The 20,173-nt window shown below is 46.4% G+C and carries 18 protein-coding genes; 10 read left to right on the top strand and 8 right to left on the bottom strand.

The window, feature by feature from the left end:
* Window positions 1-500: 500 nt before the first annotated feature.
* The 9 genes from HMPREF2983_RS13180 (at window position 501) to HMPREF2983_RS13145 (ending at window position 8,146) form a co-directional block, all read left to right on the top strand.
* Window positions 501-1,655 (top strand): hypothetical protein, encoded by a 1,155-nt coding sequence (locus HMPREF2983_RS13180; protein WP_246829420.1) that lies wholly within the window; start codon window positions 501-503, stop codon window positions 1,653-1,655.
* A 153-nt stretch (window positions 1,656-1,808) separates the two neighbouring features.
* Window positions 1,809-3,056: an AAA family ATPase gene (locus HMPREF2983_RS13175; RefSeq protein WP_070669148.1), complete on the top strand. Its 1,248-nt coding sequence runs from the start codon at window positions 1,809-1,811 to the stop codon at window positions 3,054-3,056.
* Window positions 3,057-3,070: 14 nt separating this feature from the next.
* The gene (locus HMPREF2983_RS14385; protein WP_246829419.1) at window positions 3,071-3,502 is read left to right on the top strand and encodes an RloB family protein; all 432 of its coding nucleotides are present in this window, start codon (window positions 3,071-3,073) and stop codon (window positions 3,500-3,502) included.
* Window positions 3,499-3,768 (top strand): RloB domain-containing protein, encoded by a 270-nt coding sequence (locus tag HMPREF2983_RS14380; RefSeq protein ID WP_246829418.1) that lies wholly within the window; start codon window positions 3,499-3,501, stop codon window positions 3,766-3,768. The genes HMPREF2983_RS14385 and HMPREF2983_RS14380 overlap by 4 nt, the downstream gene beginning before the upstream one ends.
* A gap of 10 nt (window positions 3,769-3,778) precedes the next feature.
* Window positions 3,779-4,240: a hypothetical protein gene (locus HMPREF2983_RS13165; protein ID WP_246829417.1), complete on the top strand. Its 462-nt coding sequence runs from the start codon at window positions 3,779-3,781 to the stop codon at window positions 4,238-4,240.
* 174 nt (window positions 4,241-4,414) lie between these two features.
* Complete coding sequence (locus HMPREF2983_RS13160; protein WP_004372624.1) at window positions 4,415-4,696, top strand: hypothetical protein; 282 nt, start codon at window positions 4,415-4,417, stop codon at window positions 4,694-4,696.
* 15 nt (window positions 4,697-4,711) lie between these two features.
* A complete protein-coding gene (locus HMPREF2983_RS13155; protein WP_004372625.1) occupies window positions 4,712-5,023 on the top strand; it encodes a hypothetical protein in 312 nt (103 codons plus the stop codon).
* Between the two features lie 152 nt (window positions 5,024-5,175).
* The gene (locus HMPREF2983_RS13150; RefSeq protein ID WP_070669144.1) at window positions 5,176-7,413 is read left to right on the top strand and encodes a BT4734/BF3469 family protein; all 2,238 of its coding nucleotides are present in this window, start codon (window positions 5,176-5,178) and stop codon (window positions 7,411-7,413) included.
* Window positions 7,414-7,714: 301 nt separating this feature from the next.
* Entirely contained in the window at window positions 7,715-8,146 is a 432-nt protein-coding gene (locus HMPREF2983_RS13145) for a DUF5675 family protein (RefSeq protein ID WP_070669182.1), read from the top strand.
* 79 nt (window positions 8,147-8,225) lie between these two features.
* On the opposite strand, the gene HMPREF2983_RS13140 is transcribed toward HMPREF2983_RS13145, so the two are convergent.
* Genes HMPREF2983_RS13140 through dnaN form a run of 6 tightly spaced genes read right to left on the bottom strand, consistent with a single transcriptional unit; the run spans window position 8,226 to window position 15,668 of the window.
* Window positions 8,226-9,881 carry a tetratricopeptide repeat protein gene (locus HMPREF2983_RS13140; RefSeq protein WP_070669142.1) on the bottom strand — a complete coding sequence of 552 codons (1,656 nt, stop codon included), beginning with the start codon at window positions 9,879-9,881 and terminating at the stop codon, window positions 8,226-8,228.
* Window positions 9,882-9,941: 60 nt separating this feature from the next.
* A complete protein-coding gene (gene recN, locus HMPREF2983_RS13135) occupies window positions 9,942-11,603 on the bottom strand; it encodes a DNA repair protein RecN (RefSeq protein ID WP_070669140.1) in 1,662 nt (553 codons plus the stop codon).
* 10 nt (window positions 11,604-11,613) lie between these two features.
* Entirely contained in the window at window positions 11,614-12,519 is a 906-nt protein-coding gene (locus HMPREF2983_RS13130) for a type IX secretion system protein PorD (protein WP_070669138.1), read from the bottom strand.
* Window positions 12,476-13,666, bottom strand: coding sequence for a bifunctional phosphopantothenoylcysteine decarboxylase/phosphopantothenate--cysteine ligase CoaBC (gene coaBC / locus HMPREF2983_RS13125; RefSeq protein WP_070669136.1), 1,191 nt, complete (start codon window positions 13,664-13,666; stop codon window positions 12,476-12,478). The genes HMPREF2983_RS13130 and coaBC overlap by 44 nt, the downstream gene beginning before the upstream one ends.
* Window positions 13,660-14,520: a 3'-5' exonuclease gene (locus HMPREF2983_RS13120; RefSeq protein WP_070669134.1), complete on the bottom strand. Its 861-nt coding sequence runs from the start codon at window positions 14,518-14,520 to the stop codon at window positions 13,660-13,662. Before HMPREF2983_RS13120 ends, coaBC begins: the two co-directional genes overlap by 7 nt.
* A 26-nt stretch (window positions 14,521-14,546) precedes the next feature.
* Window positions 14,547-15,668, bottom strand: a complete 1,122-nt coding sequence (gene dnaN, locus HMPREF2983_RS13115) for a DNA polymerase III subunit beta (protein WP_004376538.1) — start codon at window positions 15,666-15,668, stop codon at window positions 14,547-14,549.
* Between the two features lie 201 nt (window positions 15,669-15,869).
* Here dnaN and HMPREF2983_RS13110 point away from each other — a divergent pair, with 201 nt between their 5' ends.
* On the top strand, window positions 15,870-16,277 hold the full coding sequence (locus HMPREF2983_RS13110; protein WP_004372634.1) for a DUF3127 domain-containing protein: 408 nt from the start codon (window positions 15,870-15,872) through the stop codon (window positions 16,275-16,277).
* A gap of 466 nt (window positions 16,278-16,743) precedes the next feature.
* Here HMPREF2983_RS13110 and HMPREF2983_RS13105 read toward each other — a convergent pair whose 3' ends face one another.
* Both HMPREF2983_RS13105 and HMPREF2983_RS13100 read right to left on the bottom strand, forming a co-directional pair.
* A complete protein-coding gene (locus HMPREF2983_RS13105) occupies window positions 16,744-18,408 on the bottom strand; it encodes an AMP-binding protein (RefSeq protein WP_070669132.1) in 1,665 nt (554 codons plus the stop codon).
* A gap of 50 nt (window positions 18,409-18,458) precedes the next feature.
* Window positions 18,459-20,126 carry an AMP-binding protein gene (locus tag HMPREF2983_RS13100; protein WP_070669130.1) on the bottom strand — a complete coding sequence of 556 codons (1,668 nt, stop codon included), beginning with the start codon at window positions 20,124-20,126 and terminating at the stop codon, window positions 18,459-18,461.
* Window positions 20,127-20,173 lie beyond the last annotated feature (47 nt).

Here is a 20,173-nt window from a genome sequence, read left to right as displayed (position 1 = left end):
ATTACAATATTACATGTAACGTTTACTCAATTCACTGTTTTTTAATTCATCATGCATAATTGCGCATTTGCATGAGAAAACAAAGCGCTTGACATCTCTTAACCATGCATTATGCATGTTGAATAGGCCTGAGTAGAAGATAGCTTATTATAATATATAATATATTATATATTATAATAATATAATATTACTAATAATTATTATATATAATTTCCATAAAACTATCAATCCGTAAGTTTCCCTTATATTCCTGTGCATCATGCATGATGAATTGAGTAAACGTTACATGTAATATTGTAATATGTAATATTTTTATTTTTTCTTTTTCATTACATATTCAATCGTTTGTTTTTCCAATTTTTTTTCTTATCTTTGTCATCGGATGCGAAAGAAATGCCGATTGAAAAACTAAGGGGAGTGTCAGTTGGACTTTTTCTTCAAAACCACTGATAACAAAATGAGTTTTCAGGAAATAATAATCTTTCAAAAGAAAAACCATAGTGAGCATAATTCAACTGCGCATCGTCGGACTGCCCTATCATGAGATAGCCGGCTGTATGGAGGACTTCATGGGGGAGGCCCTTGGAAAAGCCGTCGCCCTGCGTGCTGAGCACGACAATCATGCCGACCCGCAGGCTGTTGTGGCCTACGACTGGCAGGGGCGACTGATAGGCTATGTGTGCAGGAGGCAGCGTGGGCTGGCGCATGAGGCTTTTGCCTGCGTGGAGAGGGAACGCCTGCGCACGAGGGTAGTCGAAGTCGACAAAGAGCATAACTCATTGCTTGTAGAGCAGTTTGTGAAAAATTGCAGTGGGACATCAGCTTCGCTTCCGCTTCTGGATTTCTCTGCCTGGCACTATGCCGGCCCTCTGCTCGAGCGTTCGCGCGAACTGAAGCGCCTTGAGGCGGTGGCCGACGGCATCGACGACCTGCTTGAAGCCTGGCCCGAATGGAGCACCTCTGAACGCGAGGAGTTCGCCTGCCTGCTGGCACGCTTCAGCTCGCTTTCGCTGCTCGATATCAGCCGTGAAATGACTCAGCGTCGGCAGGCACTCGTGGGGCGCATGGAAGCGCTCGGTGTGGATGTGGATGCCGAAGTGGTTCATTCGCTCGAACGGCTTGGAAGCGTAATGGGGCGCCAATTGGGCAGTGAAGCGATGACCATGGAGCGCTGGCTCTCAATGGTGGCCGATGAAGAAACCACGAAGCGCCTGTTCTTGCAGGTCTCTGACGATGAAGTCGGTAAGGTGATTGCTTCTTTGGAGGCTTTCCCTGCAGGACTTTATCGTGTGTGGCAGAACGACCGTCAGAATTTCCTTTCCCGACTCTATTATGCCTCGGTGCCGAAGCGCCAATTGTGGCAGTTTCTCTCGGGCGTCGTGTTCGTAGAAGTGGCGAAGCGGAGCAAACCCTCGGCTGAACTCCCCTGGCAATGGACTGCCCACACTGAATGTATTGATGATGAAACGCTCCATGCCTTTCGCCGCACCTTCGAGTATATCCGTCGGCATGGCTTCCCGCAGGCCGATGCACTCCTTGCTCGGGTGGATGAAGAGATAGAGCGTCGGCAAGCGCAGATACCTCGCTCGTTGACCGTGCACGGCAATTATATTGAGGCGCACGATAATGGACAATTGGTGGTTGGCGAGAAATGAAAGCGTTAATGAACGCGAAAAAACATCGAAAAATAACCTTTGAGGTGTAATTTTATATAAATATATGCATTTTCCCGAGAAAAAATCTCGCAAAACACCATGAAATGCATTTTGTTTGTTATCTTTGCATCAACTAACTATTATAACGATTATATGCTGATTAATTTTAGTTTTGGTAATTTCCGCTCCTTCCGTGACATCAAGTCATTGCGCATGGAAGCGGGGAGAGTTGAAGACTTGTCCGACTCTGTTATCGAAAAAGATGGTTTCCGCCTGCTCCCTGTGGCTGCAATCTATGGGGCTAACTCAAGTGGAAAATCGAATGTTATCAAGGCGTTGGGATTGTTTCGTGAGATTGTTAAAGACAATGATAAGTTGAGATCTGACAAGAGCATTTTTCAAGATTCTTTTATGCTTGATGAAGAAGGCAGAAAAAGCCCTACAGTGTTTGAAATTCAGTTTTTGCTTGATAGTGTGGTCTATAGATATGGTTTTGAATATCTAACGACAGAAATTGTCAGCGAATGGCTTTACGAAAGAAAGATTGAGCCGAATAGTAAAGAGCATGTTTTGTTCGAACGAGAGGGAGAAGACTTTACTATTTCAACAAAATATTTTCCTGAAGGCAAAAATAAAAAGGAACTTAGAACAAAGAATCGTCTTTTTCTCTCACTTGTGGCTTTCTTAAATGGAGAAGTTTCTCAAAAACTCATCAAATATTTAAGTCATTGTAATACAATCTCAGGGCTTGAAAGTGATAGCTACGAGCGATTATCACTTAAGATGATTGAACATCAGTCCGAGGGATACCAAGAAGCTATGGAACTCTTCAAGAAACTTGACTTAGGCTTTACAGCTATTGAAGTTGAAGAGAAAGAACTTCCCGGAGGACTGATAGAGAAATTGGCAGCTTTGCCAAACTTTGATCTCAAAGAACTTCAGGAGCAAAGAATTTATCAGACTTATACTACACATAATGTATATAATAAAAAAGGTAAGATTGTGAAGCAAACGAAGTTCCGAGCAAATCATAATGAGTCGAATGGTACAAATAAGGTAATTTCGTTCTCGGGCCCGCTTTTCAATACACTTCTAAAGGGCAAGGTGCTCTTTGTCGATGAGCTTGATGCCAAGCTTCACCCCATGCTGACACGTGCCATTGTGCGTTTGTTTATGGATAAGGAAACCAATCCTAAGGGGGCACAGCTTGTGTTCACCACCCACGACACGCATCTGCTTGATAAGGAGTATCTTCGCCGTGATCAGGTGTGGTTCACCGAGAAAGATGCCACCGAAGCCAGCGACCTCTATTCGCTTCTTGAATTCAAGGAGCGCAATGACCGCAATTTCGAGAAAAATTATATTCAAGGCCGTTATGGCGCCATTCCTTTCATCCGATAATCACAGGCATAACCATGAAGAAGACGAAAAAGAAGCGTGGCCCCTTAGTTAATAGTGAGCGAAAACAAGGCACGAGAGACCAGATAGTAAGGTTTCTCATTGTGTGTGAGGGAGAGAAAACCGAGCCTAATTATTTTAGGGCATTCACCGAGCGTTGGTCGGAAGTGAAAGAAATAAAGGTTGCGGGGTGTGGTTGTAGCACTTGCCAGTTGATAAATGAGGCGAAAAAGATTCGCGAGAAGCTTGAGCGTGAGCGCCCAGTGTCTTTCGACCGCGTGTGGCTTGTGTTTGATAAAGACGAATTTAAGGATTTCAACAAAGCTATCGAGGATGCGAAGAAAGAAGGAATGAATTGTGCGTGGAGTAACCAAGCATTCGAATTGTGGTATGTGCTTCATTTTCAGTATTTAGTTACGGGCGTTGACCGTAAGCAAATATTGAGATGATTGAGGACAAAGTGAGGAAGGCCTCGAAGAATAAGAAATTCGAATATAAGAAGAATGATGAGGGTTTTTATCAGATACTACAAGAACATGGTGATGAAGAACAAGCAATAAAGAGGGCTCAAAAACTGCGTAAAATTAGAGGAGAGAAGAAAAATTATGCCGCTCACAATCCACGCACCGAGGTTGATTTGCTGGTTAAGGAGCTTAGAAATCCCAAGATAGTTCTTGATGAGATAGAGAAAACCAGAAAAGCGCGTGAAGAATAACAAGGATGATATGGGAAATACAATCAATGTGCAGGGATCGTATATCGACATCCACGATAATGAGACGGTGAATCTGAGCGTGAGTGGCGCCGAAGTGAACGTTGACCGAGCGGTTGTGCCTGCTGGGAAAGAGGCTTCGGTGGGCAAGAGCGAGGAAGAGATTGCCCGAGGAATAGAGGCACTGATGCCCCTGTTCACGGTTAAATCGCAGTGGGTGGCCATTTACAGGGTGCTGGTAGATTTCTATGGTTGGCCCGGTGAGCTGACGGCTTTCTGCCAGCGTGTGGAGCAATTGCCTTTCAGCCATGCCCTAGACTACCCCTGTGATTATCAGGCCGTGCAGAAAGCGAAGAATGGCATTCTTGACAAGCATTATAAGCATTGGGAAAGCTTTTCACTCACGGATAAGGTGAATACCTGTTTCTCCCGACAGAAGCTTATTGCTGACCGTCTGCTGACTTTCTTACGATAGAATTTACTTTTTTACTTTGTTTTTTACGCTGTGTTTCCATTCGGTTCACAGCGTTTCTTTTTGCCCTATCTTTGCCTGTGGATTCCAAAACATGGAGTCGGTAGGCTTTTGTTCTTATGCCCGGGAAGAAGAACGGCAGGCTGCTTTTGTTCAATAAAAAAACGAAAAGTAAAAATGGAAAAGTTTGTAACAATCATCAACCAAGGGGCGCACACTTCGCGCCAGTATACAGCCCAGGACGGAACGCAGAAGACTTTCCACACGATGGGATTTATTCTGAGTGACGGCATCGATGAATTCTATGCTGAAATGACGGGCGACATGGCACGCGACTGCCAACCTTACGACCGCACCATGATGCACCGCATGCAGGGCTATATCAAGCAGCGCCCTTTCACCGACAAGAACGGCATGGAGCGTCATGAGAATCAAATCTATATCACAAAACTCATCTAAAGAAAGGATAGCATCATGGAAATCAAACTTCAAATTGCCGACAAGGTGTATCAGTCGCTCATTGCAAGTGGAAACAGAGTCAGAGGGTCTATCGGATTGGTGAACCCCAAGGAGGGAAATTTCAATGCATGGAAACAGCCGGTGCAGGAGAGTGAGCCGGGAACGAAGACCATTCGGCTGGCACATGGAAAAGCAACCGTCAGCAAGGAGCGTGCCCGACTGACACTCTCTGTTGAACGGACAGAGATTGAAAGTCCTTATGAGGTGATTGACCGTGAAAGTCAGGAAGCATCAGACTTCATGTATTTTGCAATTCATAATTTATAGTGAGGAGTGAGGAGTGTGGAGTTGATTTAATTCATAATTCATAATTCATAATTCATAATTAAACATTCCTCATTTCTAATTCCTCATTCCACATTCCTCATTCCACATTTCACATTAAACATTTCACATTCCACATTAAACATTGAAAACATATGTTTGGTTATAGTTCAAGTATAAGCAGGGGGGTAGTAGATTGTACCCCCGAATTGTTCCGCCAGGTGGTGCGGTCAGAGAAAGTCGGTAGGTTGTGTGCAGAGATAGCCGATGCCCGCGAGATGAAACTTCGGGGTGAGATGAGCCAGGAAGATTTCGAACATCGCAAGTCGGAATGTAAACGTCGTCTGCCAGTGTTTCTTTTTCATGCCACGTTTCCCAAGGGGCGCAGGGCGAATGCCGAAGCCGTTCCAACAGGATTGAGTATTTTTGATATCGACCATATTCCTGCTCCGCGCGAAACATGGAGAGAGATTGCCCCGCGGGCAGAAACGTTGGGCATAGTGCTTGCCCATGTTTCGCCATCGTTGGAGGGGTTGCGTCTGGTTTTCGTGCTTCCTCAAGGCATGGCTTTGGCTGAGGGGCAGAAGTGGATGGCAAGTCAGTTGGGCATGAGCGTCTATGATGAGAGTGTCAAGGATTATGCGCGCTGTTCGTTTGCTGTTCCCGAGCCGTATATCTTGTATGAGAGCGAGAAGCTGTTTGCCGTGCCGGAACCTCCAACAATTTCTGAAACGCCTGCATGCTTGTCGGCGTTGAAGGAGTCTGGAAATCAGGAAGCCTCACGACAACCTCTGCCTGCCCCTGCCGCTGGTCAGGAGAAAGCACAGGGTGAGGTTGCTGCTACCTTTCGTGGGATTCCTTATGACACGATTATTTCTCGCTGGTGGGAGAAGATGGGCGGTGAGCCTCAGGAAGGAGAGCGCAATGTGAAACTTCATCAGTTGGCCGTCAATCTCAGGGCAATCTGTGACAATAATGTAGGGAAGCTCATGCGCGTGATGCCTCGCATGGGGTTGCCGGAGCAGGAAATGAAAAGTGTGCTTGAGTCGGCTTGCAAGGAGCAGCCCAAGGGAATTTCAAGGCTGCTGAAGACTATTATTGCCGATCTGGAACGCGAGGCAAAGGGCGATGAAATGTCTGAACCTTTACAGGAAACAGAAGAAAAGGCGCTCAGTTCGGTGTTGTGTCGTGGATTGAGAGAGTCGATCTTCGGTGTGCCTGAGCCTATGCAAATGGCTGTGCTCTGTGCCGTGTTGCCCTTGGCGGCAAGTTATGCCGACGGAGTTGAGGTGGAGTATTGTGATGGCAAGCGCATGAGGTTGGGACTGATGAGCGTCATCGTTGGTCCGCAGGCCTCGGGAAAGAGTGCGTGTAAGGAAGCTATTGACGTGTGGCTCAAGCAGATGGACGAGGAGGATGCCCTTGCCCGACATAAGGAGGACGAATGGAAGCAGGCCCGAAAGTGCAGGAAAGCCAATGAGAAAGCCCCTCGCGACCCAGAAGTGATGATTAGGAATGTGCCTGTCACGATTTCCTGTTCCACGCTTCTAAAGCGAATGAAGAATGCACATGGACACACGCTTTATTCTTTCGGCGAAGAACTCGATACGTTGTATAAGACCAATGGAGCTGGCTCGTGGTCTACGAAATATGACATCTACCGATTGGCTTTCGACAACGGACGTTGGGGCCAGGATTATAATTCCGACCAGGCAGAGAGTGGAGTTGTTGAGGTGGCTTATAATTGGACAATTCTTGGCACGTATGGAGCATTGCGCAAATGTTTTAAGACGGATAATGTGGAAAACGGACTTTCCTCCCGTCTGATGCTTGCCGAGATGCCTGATAATTCGTTTGCCCCGATGCCTCACTTCAAGGGCATGAATGATGCGCACCGGCAGGCTATCAGTGAGTGTGTCACCCGATTGAGAGAGGCTAAGGGATTTGTGGATACCCCTCGGTTGCGCAGGGCTATGGCCAACTGGGTTGAGGCACGGCGGTTGGAGGCCATGAAGAGCGCCGACACAGTGATGGACACCTATCGCAAGCGGGCTGCTGTCATTGGTTTTCGTTGTGGGGTGGTCTATCGGTTGCTCTATGGGAAAGAGTCGAATGATTGTTTGAAGTTTGCCGTAACGATGGCAGATTATGTACTTCGCGAGCAGAGCAGGCTATTTGGTGAGGTGCTGTTGGAACAGGCGGAGTCAGTTTCCTCTGTCGGTCGGAAGAGGAGAGATACAACGATTTTCGATGAACTTCCAACGACTTTCACCCTCCACGACCTTGAGGTGTTGAAACATCAGCATGCGAGTACGCTTCGGGTTGTCATTCATCGTTGGAAAGCGAGTGGCTGGATTGAACGTGTTGGAAAAGGAATGTGGAAGAAGATATAAGATAACTTCTCCCCGGACACCTCTCCCCCCGACCCCTCTCTCAAGGAGAGGGGAGTGCGAGCTGGAGAATATTGTTTGAGGAAGGTGAGTAAGTCCACTCAAATTAGACCTCCCCCTCTCTTTGGGAGAGGGGGTGAGGGTAAGGTAAAATATTACACGTTACATTATTACATGTAACATTAGGCCCATATGTTAATTCATAATTCATGATTCATAATTTATAATGCGTAATGTGGCACGAGGAATCATGATTCATGAATTATGCATTATGAATTGTGCATTAATCATTAAAAAAGTACTTATGAAAATCAATATTAAACGTATAGCGCGAAAAACGGATTATACTATCGGATATCTCTATGTCGGCGGACAATATTTTTGTGACACGCTGGAACCTGCTGATTGCGGATTGACCCAGGAAACACCGCTCCGTGATATTCAGTTGGCAAAAGCACGTGGCAGGGTGGCTATCCCCATGGGATGCTATCGAGTGCTGATCACCAAGAGCCCGCGTTTTGGTTGCTGGCTCCCGTTGGTCTATGGTGTGCGTGGATTTAAGGGTATCCGCATTCATGCAGGAAATAGGCCCGCTGACACCTCAGGTTGCATTCTTGTGGGGTGGAACCGCAGGGTGGGAGAATTGATGAACTCTCGAACCGCCCTGCATTTGCTGATGCAAAAGATGACGGAGGCCTTGGGAAGAGGGGAGCGTGTGGAGGTGGAGATAGAATGAAAAACCCACCTCCATGGAAGGAGGCGGGCTTGCATGCTATTTGATACTTTCCTGTTTTATGCTCTTTGTTTGAGACTCTTTATTTGATTTGTTTGAGATACTCATCGGCCCGTTTGTCACCCAATTCTTTGGCCTTCAGCAATGATAAACGGGCTGTTTCTTTCTTGCCAAGTTCGAGTTGGGAAATGCCGAGAAGCAGGTGGCCGTCGGCATATTCGGGGGCAAGTTCTGTACAGCGTTGTGCGGCTTTCTCGGCATCTTCCGTACGCTTTACCCGAAGACTGAGCGATGCCATTTCTGCATAGTAGGTTGGCTCGTCGGGGGTCATGATGATAGCGCGGGCAATGTCGTTGAGAGCTTGAAGATACTGGCGGGTCTTGGTCTCACACTTATAGCGCATGTAATAGAAGTTGGAGGCAAGTGGGCGTCCCTGCATGAGTGAGTCGTAGAGATTGTAGTCTTTCAGGGCAAGTCGGTAGTTTTCCTGGGCATCAAGGGCCATGCCGCGTGCCAGCACATAGGGGGCAGCCACGGATGTGAGCGGTTGGGGACAGGCAGCTACCGCACTGTCGAGCAGGGCCATGATTTCTGTTTGCGGAGCCTTGAGCATGGTCTTGCATTGGGCGGCCTCATAGAAGAACTCGCCATTGCGGATAGGGCTTTGGGTGAGTGCCATGAAACGGTCGTAGGCTTGCTGATATTGTCCTTGTGAATAGATAATCTGTGCCTGTTGATGCCGATACACGTCGAGCGGATTGAGGGCCTCGGCTTTGCGTGCCTCTTCAAGGGCTTTGTCGAGTGTCCATGCTGGATAGGGACTGTCGGCATGATAGATTTGCTTTTGCAGGATGACCTTGGCGTATTCAGAGTGTGCCTCGTCTTTCTTGGTGGCACGCTCAATGGCGGTCTGCATCATCTTGTCGGCTTCTGCATATTTGCCTGCATCCACATAGCTTATGGCTTTGTTGGTGTAGCCTTCGGTGGCTGTGGGGAAACGTTTGATGAAGTCGTCGATGTAGGCCTGTCGTTTCAGAGAGTCTACCGTCTCGCCTGTCATCATCATGGTGAGCAAGGCTTCTTCCTGCTTCTCGGGCAGTGCCGTGCGGATAGCGCAGGTGCGCAATACGGGGTCGTTGACAGAGAAAGCATTTGCCTTGATGTCGTTGGCCAATTGGGCATCGGTGGCATATACTTCGCCATTCTTGCCATGCTGGAGGAGTCCGATAACCTGTGCACGGTCGTTGACAAACGGACAGCTTGCCATGTTTTCGGCGGCATCTTGGGTGAAAATATAGTAGTTATATTTGTTCATGAACTTCTCCACACTGCCTATCTTGAAGGGCTTCACGTCGGCTTTAGCCACTGAATAGCCTATGAGATAAGCCTTTCCATTGGCTTGAGAACTGGCAATGGGAGCGGGGAGAGTGGTTCCGCTGACGGTGAACTTGCAGACATCATAGAGCTCGTTGGCGCCAATGATGGTCTCTACGTTGTGTTGCTTGCCGTTGGCATCAATGACAATGGCATGATCAGCGCCGGTAAAGGGTGTCCATGTGCTGATAGCCTGTCCGTCGGAAGACACGAAGACGCCATGGCTTGAGGCACGCAGGCTGCCGTCTTTATTGAAAGTTGTGAGTGTAAATACGGATTTGGCAGTCTTCTGCATGGAGGCCGATTGTGCGAACATCCCCAGGGAGAATGCGAAGGTTAAGATGATGATGATTGATTTTTTCATTGTTGATATAGGGTTATCTTGTTTCGTAATGTGATATGGTGGATATTTCCAGACGATGCCTCATGCTTTCTTGAGCAGGGCCTTGGCATTGCTGATAGCTTCGGCCGAGATATTACTTCCGCTGAGCATCTGGGCAATCTCTTGTATGCGTTCATCGTTGGTGAGTTGGCGCATGTGGCTGACTGTGCCTTCATTGGTTTCTTCTTTCGACACTTTATAGTGGGTGGTGCCGAGTGCTGCAATCTGTGGAAGGTGGGTGATGCTGATGACCTGTCGGTCGTGCAGGCCCATTTCCTGCATGATTTGTGCCATCATCTCGGCCACTCGTCCGCTGACCCCGGTGTCTATTTCATCGAAGATGATTGTCGGGAGCTGAACGGCACCGCTGATCATGGCTTTCAGAGAGAGCATGACGCGGGCTATCTCACCCCCCGAGGCGACCTGACTGACAGGCTGGAGCGGCGTACTTCGGTTGGCACTGAAGAGGAAAGCTATCTTGTCGCGACCGTCTTCAGAGAGTTCTTTGACAGTGAGTTGAATTTGAAATCTCACATTGGGAATCCCTAAAGGTACAAGTCGGTTGGCCATTTCTTTCTCTACCAACAAGGCCGCTTTCTCACGTTTCCGTGTGAGCATCTCGGCCTTCTCATGGCAGAGTTGTTCGAGTTGGTTCACGCGTTGTCGGGTTTCTTCAAGCAATTCTTCCGAGTTGTCGATGTTGCCCAACTGCTTCCCGAGTTCTTCCTTGATTTGCAGGAGTTCGGCAATGGTCGACACATGGAATTTCTGTTGAAGGGAATAGATGGTATCGAGGCGCTCATTGAGTTGGTCAAGTCGGGCTGGGTCGAATTCTATATGGTCAGTATCACGACTGATTTCCTGGGCAATATCTTTAAGTTCGATGTGGCAGTTGTCGAGTCGTTCGGCCAATTCCTTGGCATTGGGGTACACCTGCTCGATAGCATGCAGTCGGTTGGCAGCTCGTTTCACTTGTTCCACGGCTCCCCGCTCTTCGCCTGTAAGCAGGCCGTCACCCTCGAAAAGCGCCTCCTTGATTTCTTCTGAATGCGAGAGTTGTTCGGTTTCCTGTTCTATGTTTTCCTGTTCATCGGCTTTCAAGTTTGCCTTTTCAATTTCATTGAACTGGAAGCGCATAAACTCTTCATTCTCTTTGCCTTGTGCTATATTTTCCTCCAATTGTTTCAGGTCGGCATGAGCTTTTCGATAGGCTTTGAAACTCTCCTGATAGTTCTCTCGTTCTTGCTCGTCGTGGGCAATGATATCAACCACATTGAGTTGGAAGTTTTCTTTTTGCAGAAGGAGGTTCTGATGTTGGCTGTGAATGTCTACAAGCATCTCGCCTAACTCTCTCATGAGTGTAAGCTGTACGGGCATGTCGTTGACAAATGCACGGCTCTTGCCATTCTTGTTGATTTCCCGACGGATGATGCAGTCTTCTGAATCATAGTCAATGTCATTATCGGCGAAGAATTGGTCCATGCCATATTTCGAAAGATTGAAGTGAGCCTCAATCACGCATTTATCCCTGTCTGCCTTTATGACTTTCGTGTCGGCACGCTGACCCAGAAGCAGGTTGATAGCACCGAGAATGATGCTTTTTCCTGCACCTGTTTCTCCGGTAATCACAGAGAAACCGCTGTTGAATGCAATGTTCAGTTCGTCAATCAGCGTGAAGTTCTTGATATATAATTGTTTCAGCATTGTCTATGTTTTATCGTTTGATTTTATCCCATGCCTCATTCAGGCTGGCATTGAGTCTGAAAAGAATTTCGTAGACGCTTTCTTTCTCCTTCTGCGTGCCTTTGCCTTGATAGATATTGGCAAGCTCATCCTTTTTATAGTCGGTCCATATCTGTGGCAACATACTCAAAGGACGGTTCTCATGGGCTTTCTGGAGGTCGTTCTCGAGTGCCGTAGTGATGTTCACACGTGCCTTTTCCACATTATTGGCCATCTCGTCAAGTCCTGTCCGATAGTAATCATACTGAAGCATTCTGAAAGGTTTCAAAGCCTCGTCCATATAGCCATTGATAAAGGCATATCGGTTTCGGTCATCGTCAAAACTCTTCCAACCCGTGAAGTTCAACCCTTGAGAATTATTGGCCACGTTGAGGCATTGTTGTAGAATGTCAGTTCCTCCCATGGGCGAGAAGCTGTCAAGGTTCATGCCGATGATGAGATAGGCATAGTAGGCACAGAGAGCCGTCAGTTGGTTGTCAATATGTTCCTCGTTGAAATCGAGCTGGCTGAATTCAGCAAACTCAAAGTCGAAGTTGTTATCAATATTATTATATAAGGTAGTGGTGTATGAAGAATTGAATACCGGGCGGTTAGCCTGAACGATTGCCTTACAGCTGAAAGTGTTGGTCTTGCGGTCGTATTTGTTCACCGTGATATTGAAACTACAGGATATACGCTCATTTTTCTGAAACTGTAAAGCCGTCCATTTGCGGTCGTTCAGAAATTGCATGAGAGTAGTCTGCAGATTATCGAATATCGTGTTGTCTGTGCCTTGTATCTGTGCATGATTGATATTGACGGTAGCCTGCAGTTCCTGTGCCAGCAGTGAGCCACTACAAAAGAGTAGCCAGCTCGTCAACAATATCTTTGGCAACATCTGTTTTCGGCTTCTTGGCATATTCTTTCTTTCCTTCTTTATGGATAATCGTTATCTGGTTCTCATCGCTCTGGAATGTCGTTCCTGGATTTCGGGTAGAGTTCATCACGATGAAATCGGCATTCTTCTTCTCTAATTTTTGCTTGGCATTCAGTTCTTCGTTGTTGGTTTCGAGTGCAAAAGCAATGATACGCTGGTCTGAGGTCTTCATCTTTCCGAGCGTAGAAGCAATATCCTGCGTGGGTTTGAGACGGATAAGCAAGTCGTCTTTCTCACGTTTAATCTTCGTTTCTGCCACGTTTTCGGGTTTGAAATCGGCCACTGCCGCACACAGAATGGCTGCATTCTGTTGTGGAAAGGCCTTTGTTGCCTGCTCATACATCTCTTTGCAGCTCTCCACGTCTATTCTTTTGATGCCCTCCGAGCAACTAAGACTCACGGGGCCACTTATCAATGTGACCTCAGCTCCACGGCGATAGCATTCTTCGGCCAGTGCATATCCCATTTTTCCGCTTGAATAATTGCCGATGAAACGCACGGGATCAATCTTCTCGTAGGTAGGACCAGCTGTAATCATGATATGCTTTCCCTGCAGGTCAGCAGTAGGGTTGAAGAATTTGTCGAGTTGTTCCACAATCTTTTCCGGCTCTTCCATTCGCCCTTTTCCCTCAAGTCCACTGGCCAAAAAGCCGCTTGCGGGTTCTATGATGTGGTTGCCATAAGATTTCAGTTGCTGGAGATTGGCCTGCGTAGAAGGATGTTGAAACATGTCAAGGTCCATTGCCGGAGCAATAAACACGGGGGCTTTCATGCTGAGATAGGTGGTGATAAGCATGTTGTCGGCCACACTATGTGCCATTTTTCCGAGTGTGCTTGCCGTGCAAGGGGCTATGAGCATGGCATCGGCCCACAATCCAAGGTCTACATGGGAGTGCCATGTGCCGTCACCTTGAGAGAAAAACTCGCTGATTACAGGCTTATGGGTGAGTGCAGAAAGCGTTATCGGCGTAATGAACTCTTTGCCCGATGGGGTTATAACAACTTGTACCTCAGCACCGTGTTTGATAAGAGCACGAATGATGAGGCACGATTTATAGGCTGCTATAGAGCCTGTAATTCCAAGTACTATCTTCTTTCCTTTCAGCATGAGCGCTTGTTGAATTCTCGTAGTCTGATGCGTGTGAGCACCTGTTTGGTGTTGTTTGGGAACTCTGCCGCCAACATCCAGGAATAATATCCAGGGTCTTTCTTCAAAACTTCTGCCACTGGCATGTCCTTGTATTTGCCGAAGTTGAACACCTCTTGCACCTGTGGCTGACCGTCTTTATCCAGCAAAGGCTTGCCGTCTTTATCCTTTACAGGCCCCCAGACAATGCGTCCTGCAAAGTCAACATTATCATTCTGCTTGGAGAAATCAGCCAGATAGTCCATGTCGTTGGGCAATATGCGCTCGGCTTCACTCTGCTTGTCTGCCGAATACATGTCAAGCTGTCCCAACAGCACGCGATAGGTGGCCTCGGTATCTTGGTCGGCACGGTGTGCTTCGAAGTCTTCCTCCATTTTTCGTCCACAATAGAATTCGTAGGCAGCCGCCAGATTTCGCTTCTCCATTTTGTGGAAAATGGTCTGTGCATCAATGAGCCTGCACTTTGAAAAGTCAAAATCTATACCTGCCCGAAGGAATTCCTCGGCCAGCATTGGAACATCAAAGCGGTTGGAATTAAACCCTGCAAAGTCACAGCCTTTGAACTCCTCGGCCAGTGTTGCAGACAGTTGTTTGAAGCTTGGAGCATCCTTCACTTTTTCATCGTCAATACCCGTAAGGTCAGACACCATGTCGGAAATATGCTTTCCCGGATTGATAAGATGATCTCCGCGCTCTTCTGTTCCATCAGGACAAACCTTGATAAACGACAGCTGGATGATGCGGTCGTTAACAATATCAAGCCCCGTAGTCTCAAGGTCAAAGACTACGAGGGGCTTTTTCAGATTTAATTTCATTGTCAATATTAAGCGTGAGCAAGCGGTTAATCGTTGAGAAGCATGGGCATAATCAACATCAGAATGTTGGCATTCTCAGGCTGCTGGGCTGGAACAATGACCCCTGCACGGCTTGGATCTGCCAATTGGAAGATGACTTCATCACCGTCAAGATTGTTAAGGATATCCTGCAATGAACTTCCCTTGAAGCCAATACTCATTTGCGGACCGTTGTAGTCACAGATAATCTGCTCCTTGGCACTGGTAGCGAAGTCAATGTCTTCTGACGAAACCTCCAACTTGCCAGCCTCAATGCGGAACCGAACAAGCTGACTGCTCTCGCTTGCAAACGGCAACACACGACGCAGTGCACCGATAAGGCTCTTGCGGTCGATGTTCATATTGTGGGGGTTCTGTGGGATAACGCTATTGTAGTTAGGATAGTTTCCTTCAATAAGGCGACAGGTGAGTTGACCCTCGGCAAAGCGAATTTCAGTGCTGCGGTCATCAAATCTGATGACTACTTCGTTGTCGTCTTTGCTCAGAACATTCTTCAAGAGCGTAGCAGGCTTCTTGGGAAGAATGAATGATGCCGCGTTTTCGCTCTTGACCGTATAGTCTTGGTTGCGCACCAACTTATGACCGTCTGTGGCAACAATGGCTAAATAGTCGGTTGTCAAGTCGAAGTAGATGCCGTTCATTACAGGGCGAAGTTCATCGGTAGCCGTTGCAAAGAGCGAGCGGGTGATGTTGCTCACCAATGAAGCTGAGGTCATGGTGATAACGTTTGCACCGTCGGGTACGGCCTGTGTATGAGGATATTCATCGGCATTCTGTGCCGTGAAATTGTACATACCGTTCTGATAGAGAATTTTGATAGTGAGCGCTTCAATGTCAACATCGAACGAAAGTGGTTGCTCGGGCAGTTCTTTGACAGCGTCAAGGATTGTGCGGTTGGGCACAGCGAAGCTTCCTTCACCGTCACATTCGCTAAGCGCCACGAGCGAAGTCATAACGTTCTCACTGTCTGATGCCGTAATTTTGAGTCCGCTGTTGCTGACTTCAAAAAGGAAACTGTCGAGGATAGGCAGTGAGTTTTTACTGTTGATAACCTTGGCAAGTGATTGCAGGCGTGCATTCAGTGCGCTGCTGGATAATGTAAATCTCATTAGTATCGTTGTTTATTAGTTATTATTCCATTTACGTTTTTTGTACATACAAAAATAGTAAAAACCCCTGTGTAAAACAAAAAAAAGGTACAAAATGTTTCATTTATTAGAACTATTTTAGTAATTTCGCAGAATAAAGTGTAAAAACAAAAACTTCTTTTTTGCATTTTGAAACTTGAAAAAATAATATAAAATACGATTATGGATTTACAAGGTAAGGTTATTGCAGCACTTCCCGCACGTTCGGGTACCTCTGCACGTGGCGAATGGAAAGCGCAGGATTTTGTTATCGAGACTCATGAAAATTATCCTCATAAGATGGTTTTCAGCGTTTTCGGTGAAGAGCGTCTGCAGCGTTTCAATATTCAGATTGGTCAGGAAGTGAACGTTTCTTTCGATATTGATGCCCATGAATATAACGGTCGTTGGTTCAACAGTATCCGTGCATTTGATGTCCGTCAGATTGATCCGGCAACGATTGGCGCAGCTGTTCCTCCAGAGGCTTTTGGTGCTGCTCCGGCTGGACAGGCTCCTGTTGCAGGTGCTCAGGCTCCATTCCCTCCACAGCAGAATGCTGAAGGTGAAAGTGCAGATGATCTGCCATTCTAAGGAAAACAGATTTTACTAAAGCAGAAGAAAGGTGCATTGCCTGTTGACAATGCACCTTTCTTCATAATTCTTCTTTTGTTCTTCCTATGCATACCGTTTTCCTTTTATTTATCTTTCTGCAAAGTGGTATTTATCGGTGAAATGATGATAAAAGCGGTATGATAGTTTTTCTTCGCTGATCTTTGCTTGTAATTTGATGCAGAATGCGTTGTAATTTGATGCAGAATGCGTTGTAACTTGATGCAAGTTATCGTGTAACTTGATGCAGATTACGATGTAACTTGATGCAGATTACAATGCTTTTAGAAAGTAAAAAGTAAAGGAAACATAAAGTGAGAGGGCAAAAGAGTAAAAAGACTTGTAGATTGTTTGGTCGGGAATGATTTCCTTATCGTTCCATTCAATAGTCTCATTTACTTTTTTACCCTCTCTGTCCTCTTTTCTGTTTTCTTGTTTTTTTGCTTTTTTACTTTTGATAGAGGTATCTCTTGATGCTCTTTTTTGGTGTTTTCTCGAACTCTTCTTCATGGATACGGATAGCCGTGAGTTTGCAGTAGGCGGGTTGCGTCTGGTTAAGTTCGTTGCGGTTCTGCTCCATGATGGTTTCCAAGTCTTGGTTGGAGAAGCCCATGTTCTTGGCCTCTTCATAATCAGGATAAACCAATCCAATGAGTTTGTCACCTTCCTGAATCACTACACTCTCATTGACCATAGGCATTGAGTTCAGGCGGTCTTCAATCTCTTCAGGATAGATGTTCTGTCCGCTGGCACCCAAGAGCATGTTTTTGGAACGTCCTTTGATGAAGACATTCCCGTCGGCATCCATTGTTCCGAGGTCGCCCGTGTGATACCAGCCGTCGGCATCAATGGTCTGACGCGTGGCTTCTTCATTCTTGTAATAGCCCAACATCACATTGAGTCCCTTTGCAAGAATTTCTCCCGGTACATTCTCTGGGTCTGGACTGTCAATCTTCACTTTCATGTTGACAACAGCTCGGCCACAGCTTCCCGGTACATATTCCTTGTAGTCTGAATAACAGATGATTGGTGCACATTCCGTGGCTCCATAGCCTACAGTATATCTGAAACCAATCTGATGTACGAAGCGTTCAATCTCTTGATTGAAAGCAGCACCACCAATAATGACCTCATAGAATTCACCACCGAAGGCATTGGTCACCTGTTCGCATATCTTTTCACGCACTTTCTTAGCCACAACAGGCATATGAAGGAGCATGCGCATGCGGTTGTTCTGTATTTTCGGGAACACTTTCTTGCGGATAATCTTTTCGATGACCAATGGCACACTGATGATAACCTTGGGCTTTACTTCACTGAAAGCCTGGGCGATAATGGCCGGACTTGGCACCCGGGTGAGATAGAAGATATGACAACCTTTGATGAACTCGAAGATGAATTCAAACGACATGCCATACATGTGGGCCATGGGAAGAATGCTGATGATATTGTCTCCACATTTAATCTGTTTACCCAATACTTGGTTGGCAAAGTAGGCATTGCTCCACAATGCGCGATAGGGGAGCATCACGCCCTTGGAAAATCCTGTCGTTCCACTGGTGTAGTTGATGAGTGCCAACTCTTCGGGATCAGTGTCAATATAGTAATTGACATGTTCTTTTCTGAAGTATTTAGGATACTTCTTGCCAAACATCTCGTTCAGATGCTCGCGCGCATAGGTCAGTTTGTCTGTGCGTGAGAGCACAAGCGAGTAGTCGGGGATATAGATAATGCCTTCAAGTCCAGGCATTTTCGTTGCGTCAATCTGTGTGGCTACAACATCTCCAACAAAGAGAAGGCGGGCTTCACTGTGGTTAACAATGTTGTGCATCTGGTCGGGTGTGAATTCATGAAGGATAGGAACGGCCACACAACCATAGGTGAGCGTAGCCAGAAAAGCCACAGCCCAGTTGGCACTGTTGCGTCCGGCCAGTGCAATCTTGTCGCCTTTAACCACACCACTACTTTCAAACATGATGTGAAGTTTCTCAATCTTACGTGCTACATCATGATACTGCAGCGTTGCACCCTTAAAGTCTGTGAGTGCATCCTTATCCCAATTGTCGATGATAGACTGTTGTATCAGACTATTGAAACTTGGTGTTTGTTCCATAATGTTATTTTTTCTATTTTACTTTTTGCTTTAGATATAGTTTTCATTCTTTAGATAGCATCCTGATACAGATAGCGTTTGATGCTCTTTTTAGGAGTTTTTGCAAATTCTTCTTCATGGAGTTGGATAGCGGAGATTTTTGAAAAACTTGGCAACATATCGTTGAGGTTTCCGCGGTTCTGCTCCATAATGCTCTGCAAGTCTTCTCCGCTGAAGCCCATGGCTTCGGCCTCTTCATAGTCGGGATGAACCAATGCTATGAGTTTTTCCTCCTTTTGCAGGACAAGGCATTCACTCACCAAGGTCATTGAATTGAGTTTGTTTTCAATTTCTTCGGGATAGACATTCTGTCCGTTTGCACCGAGAAGCATATTCTTGATGCGTCCGCGGATAAACACATGTCCGTCAGCCGACATGGTAGCGAGGTCTCCCGTGTGATACCAGCCCTCGTTATCTATAACGGCTTTTGTGGCCTCTTCGTTTTTATAATAGCCCAACATCACGTTTAGTCCACGCGTAATAATCTCTCCTGGAATGTTTTCCGGGTCGTTACTTGCAATCTTTACTTCCATGTTCTTGACGGGAGTGCCACAGCTTCTTGCTTGGAAATCATGCCAGTCTGTATAGGTAATCAGAGGAGCCGTCTCCGTGGTTCCATAGCCCATAGTGATAGGGAAGCCAATGTTTACGAGGAATTCTTCAATTTCCTTGTTCAGTCCGGCACCACCCACAATGACCTCATACATATTGCCTCCAAACTCTGTACGGACGATGTCGAGGATGCGTTCCTTGACCTTCTTGCTGATGACGGGCATGTTCATCAGCAGTTTATACACGTTGGTCTGTATCTTTGGGAATACGTTTTTCCGTATAATCTTCTCGACTATCAAGGGCACAGCAACGATGATAGCCGGACGAATTTCGGTAAAAGCCTGTTGGATAATCGTAGGACTCGGTAACCTTGTGAGGAAATAAGTGTGATTGCCTAAACAGAATTCGAGGATGAACTCACACACCATACCATACATGTGCCCCATTGGTAGGATTGCCAACACATCACAGTGTTTGGGAAGTTTGGGGCCGATAGCTTCTGCAAGGAAATCATAGTTGCTTGTGAGTGCACGATAGGGTAGCATCACTCCCTTGGAAAAGCCCGTTGTTCCACTGGTGTAATTGATTAATGCCAGTTCTTCAGACTGGTCCACATGATAGTGGATATGCTCTTTTCGGAAATATTTGGGGTATTTATGTCCGAAGATTTCGTTCAGATGTTCGCGAGCGTATGTCAGCTTTTCAGAACGTGAAAGCATGACTGAAAAGTCGGGAATATAAATTACACCTTCCAACGAAGGCATTTCATCAGCGTTAATCTCGGTAGCCACGACATCACCTACGAATAGCAGTTTTGACTCGCTATGATTGACAATGTTGTGTATTTGTTCGGCTTTGAATTCGTTTTGTACGGGTACGGCAACGGCACCATAGGTCAGTGTGGCGAGAAAGGCCACGGCCCAATGCGAACTGTTTCTGCCACATAGTGCAATCTTATCGCCTTTCTGAAGACCGCTGTTTTCAAAAAGAATGTGTAGCTTTTCTATCTTCCTTGCTACATCATGGAATTGGAGGGTGGCTCCTTTATAATCGGTCAGGGCATCTTTCTCCCAATTGTTGATGATGCTTTGTTCTATGTAACTATTGAAATTTGGTAATGAATTCATTGCACAATATCAAAAATTTTGTGCAAAGATAAGGTATTATCTGCACA

This window comes from Prevotella sp. HMSC077E09 (assembly GCF_001814685.1).
Taxonomy (GTDB): domain Bacteria; phylum Bacteroidota; class Bacteroidia; order Bacteroidales; family Bacteroidaceae; genus Prevotella; species Prevotella oris.
This window is presented reverse-complemented; position numbering and strand designations above follow the sequence as displayed.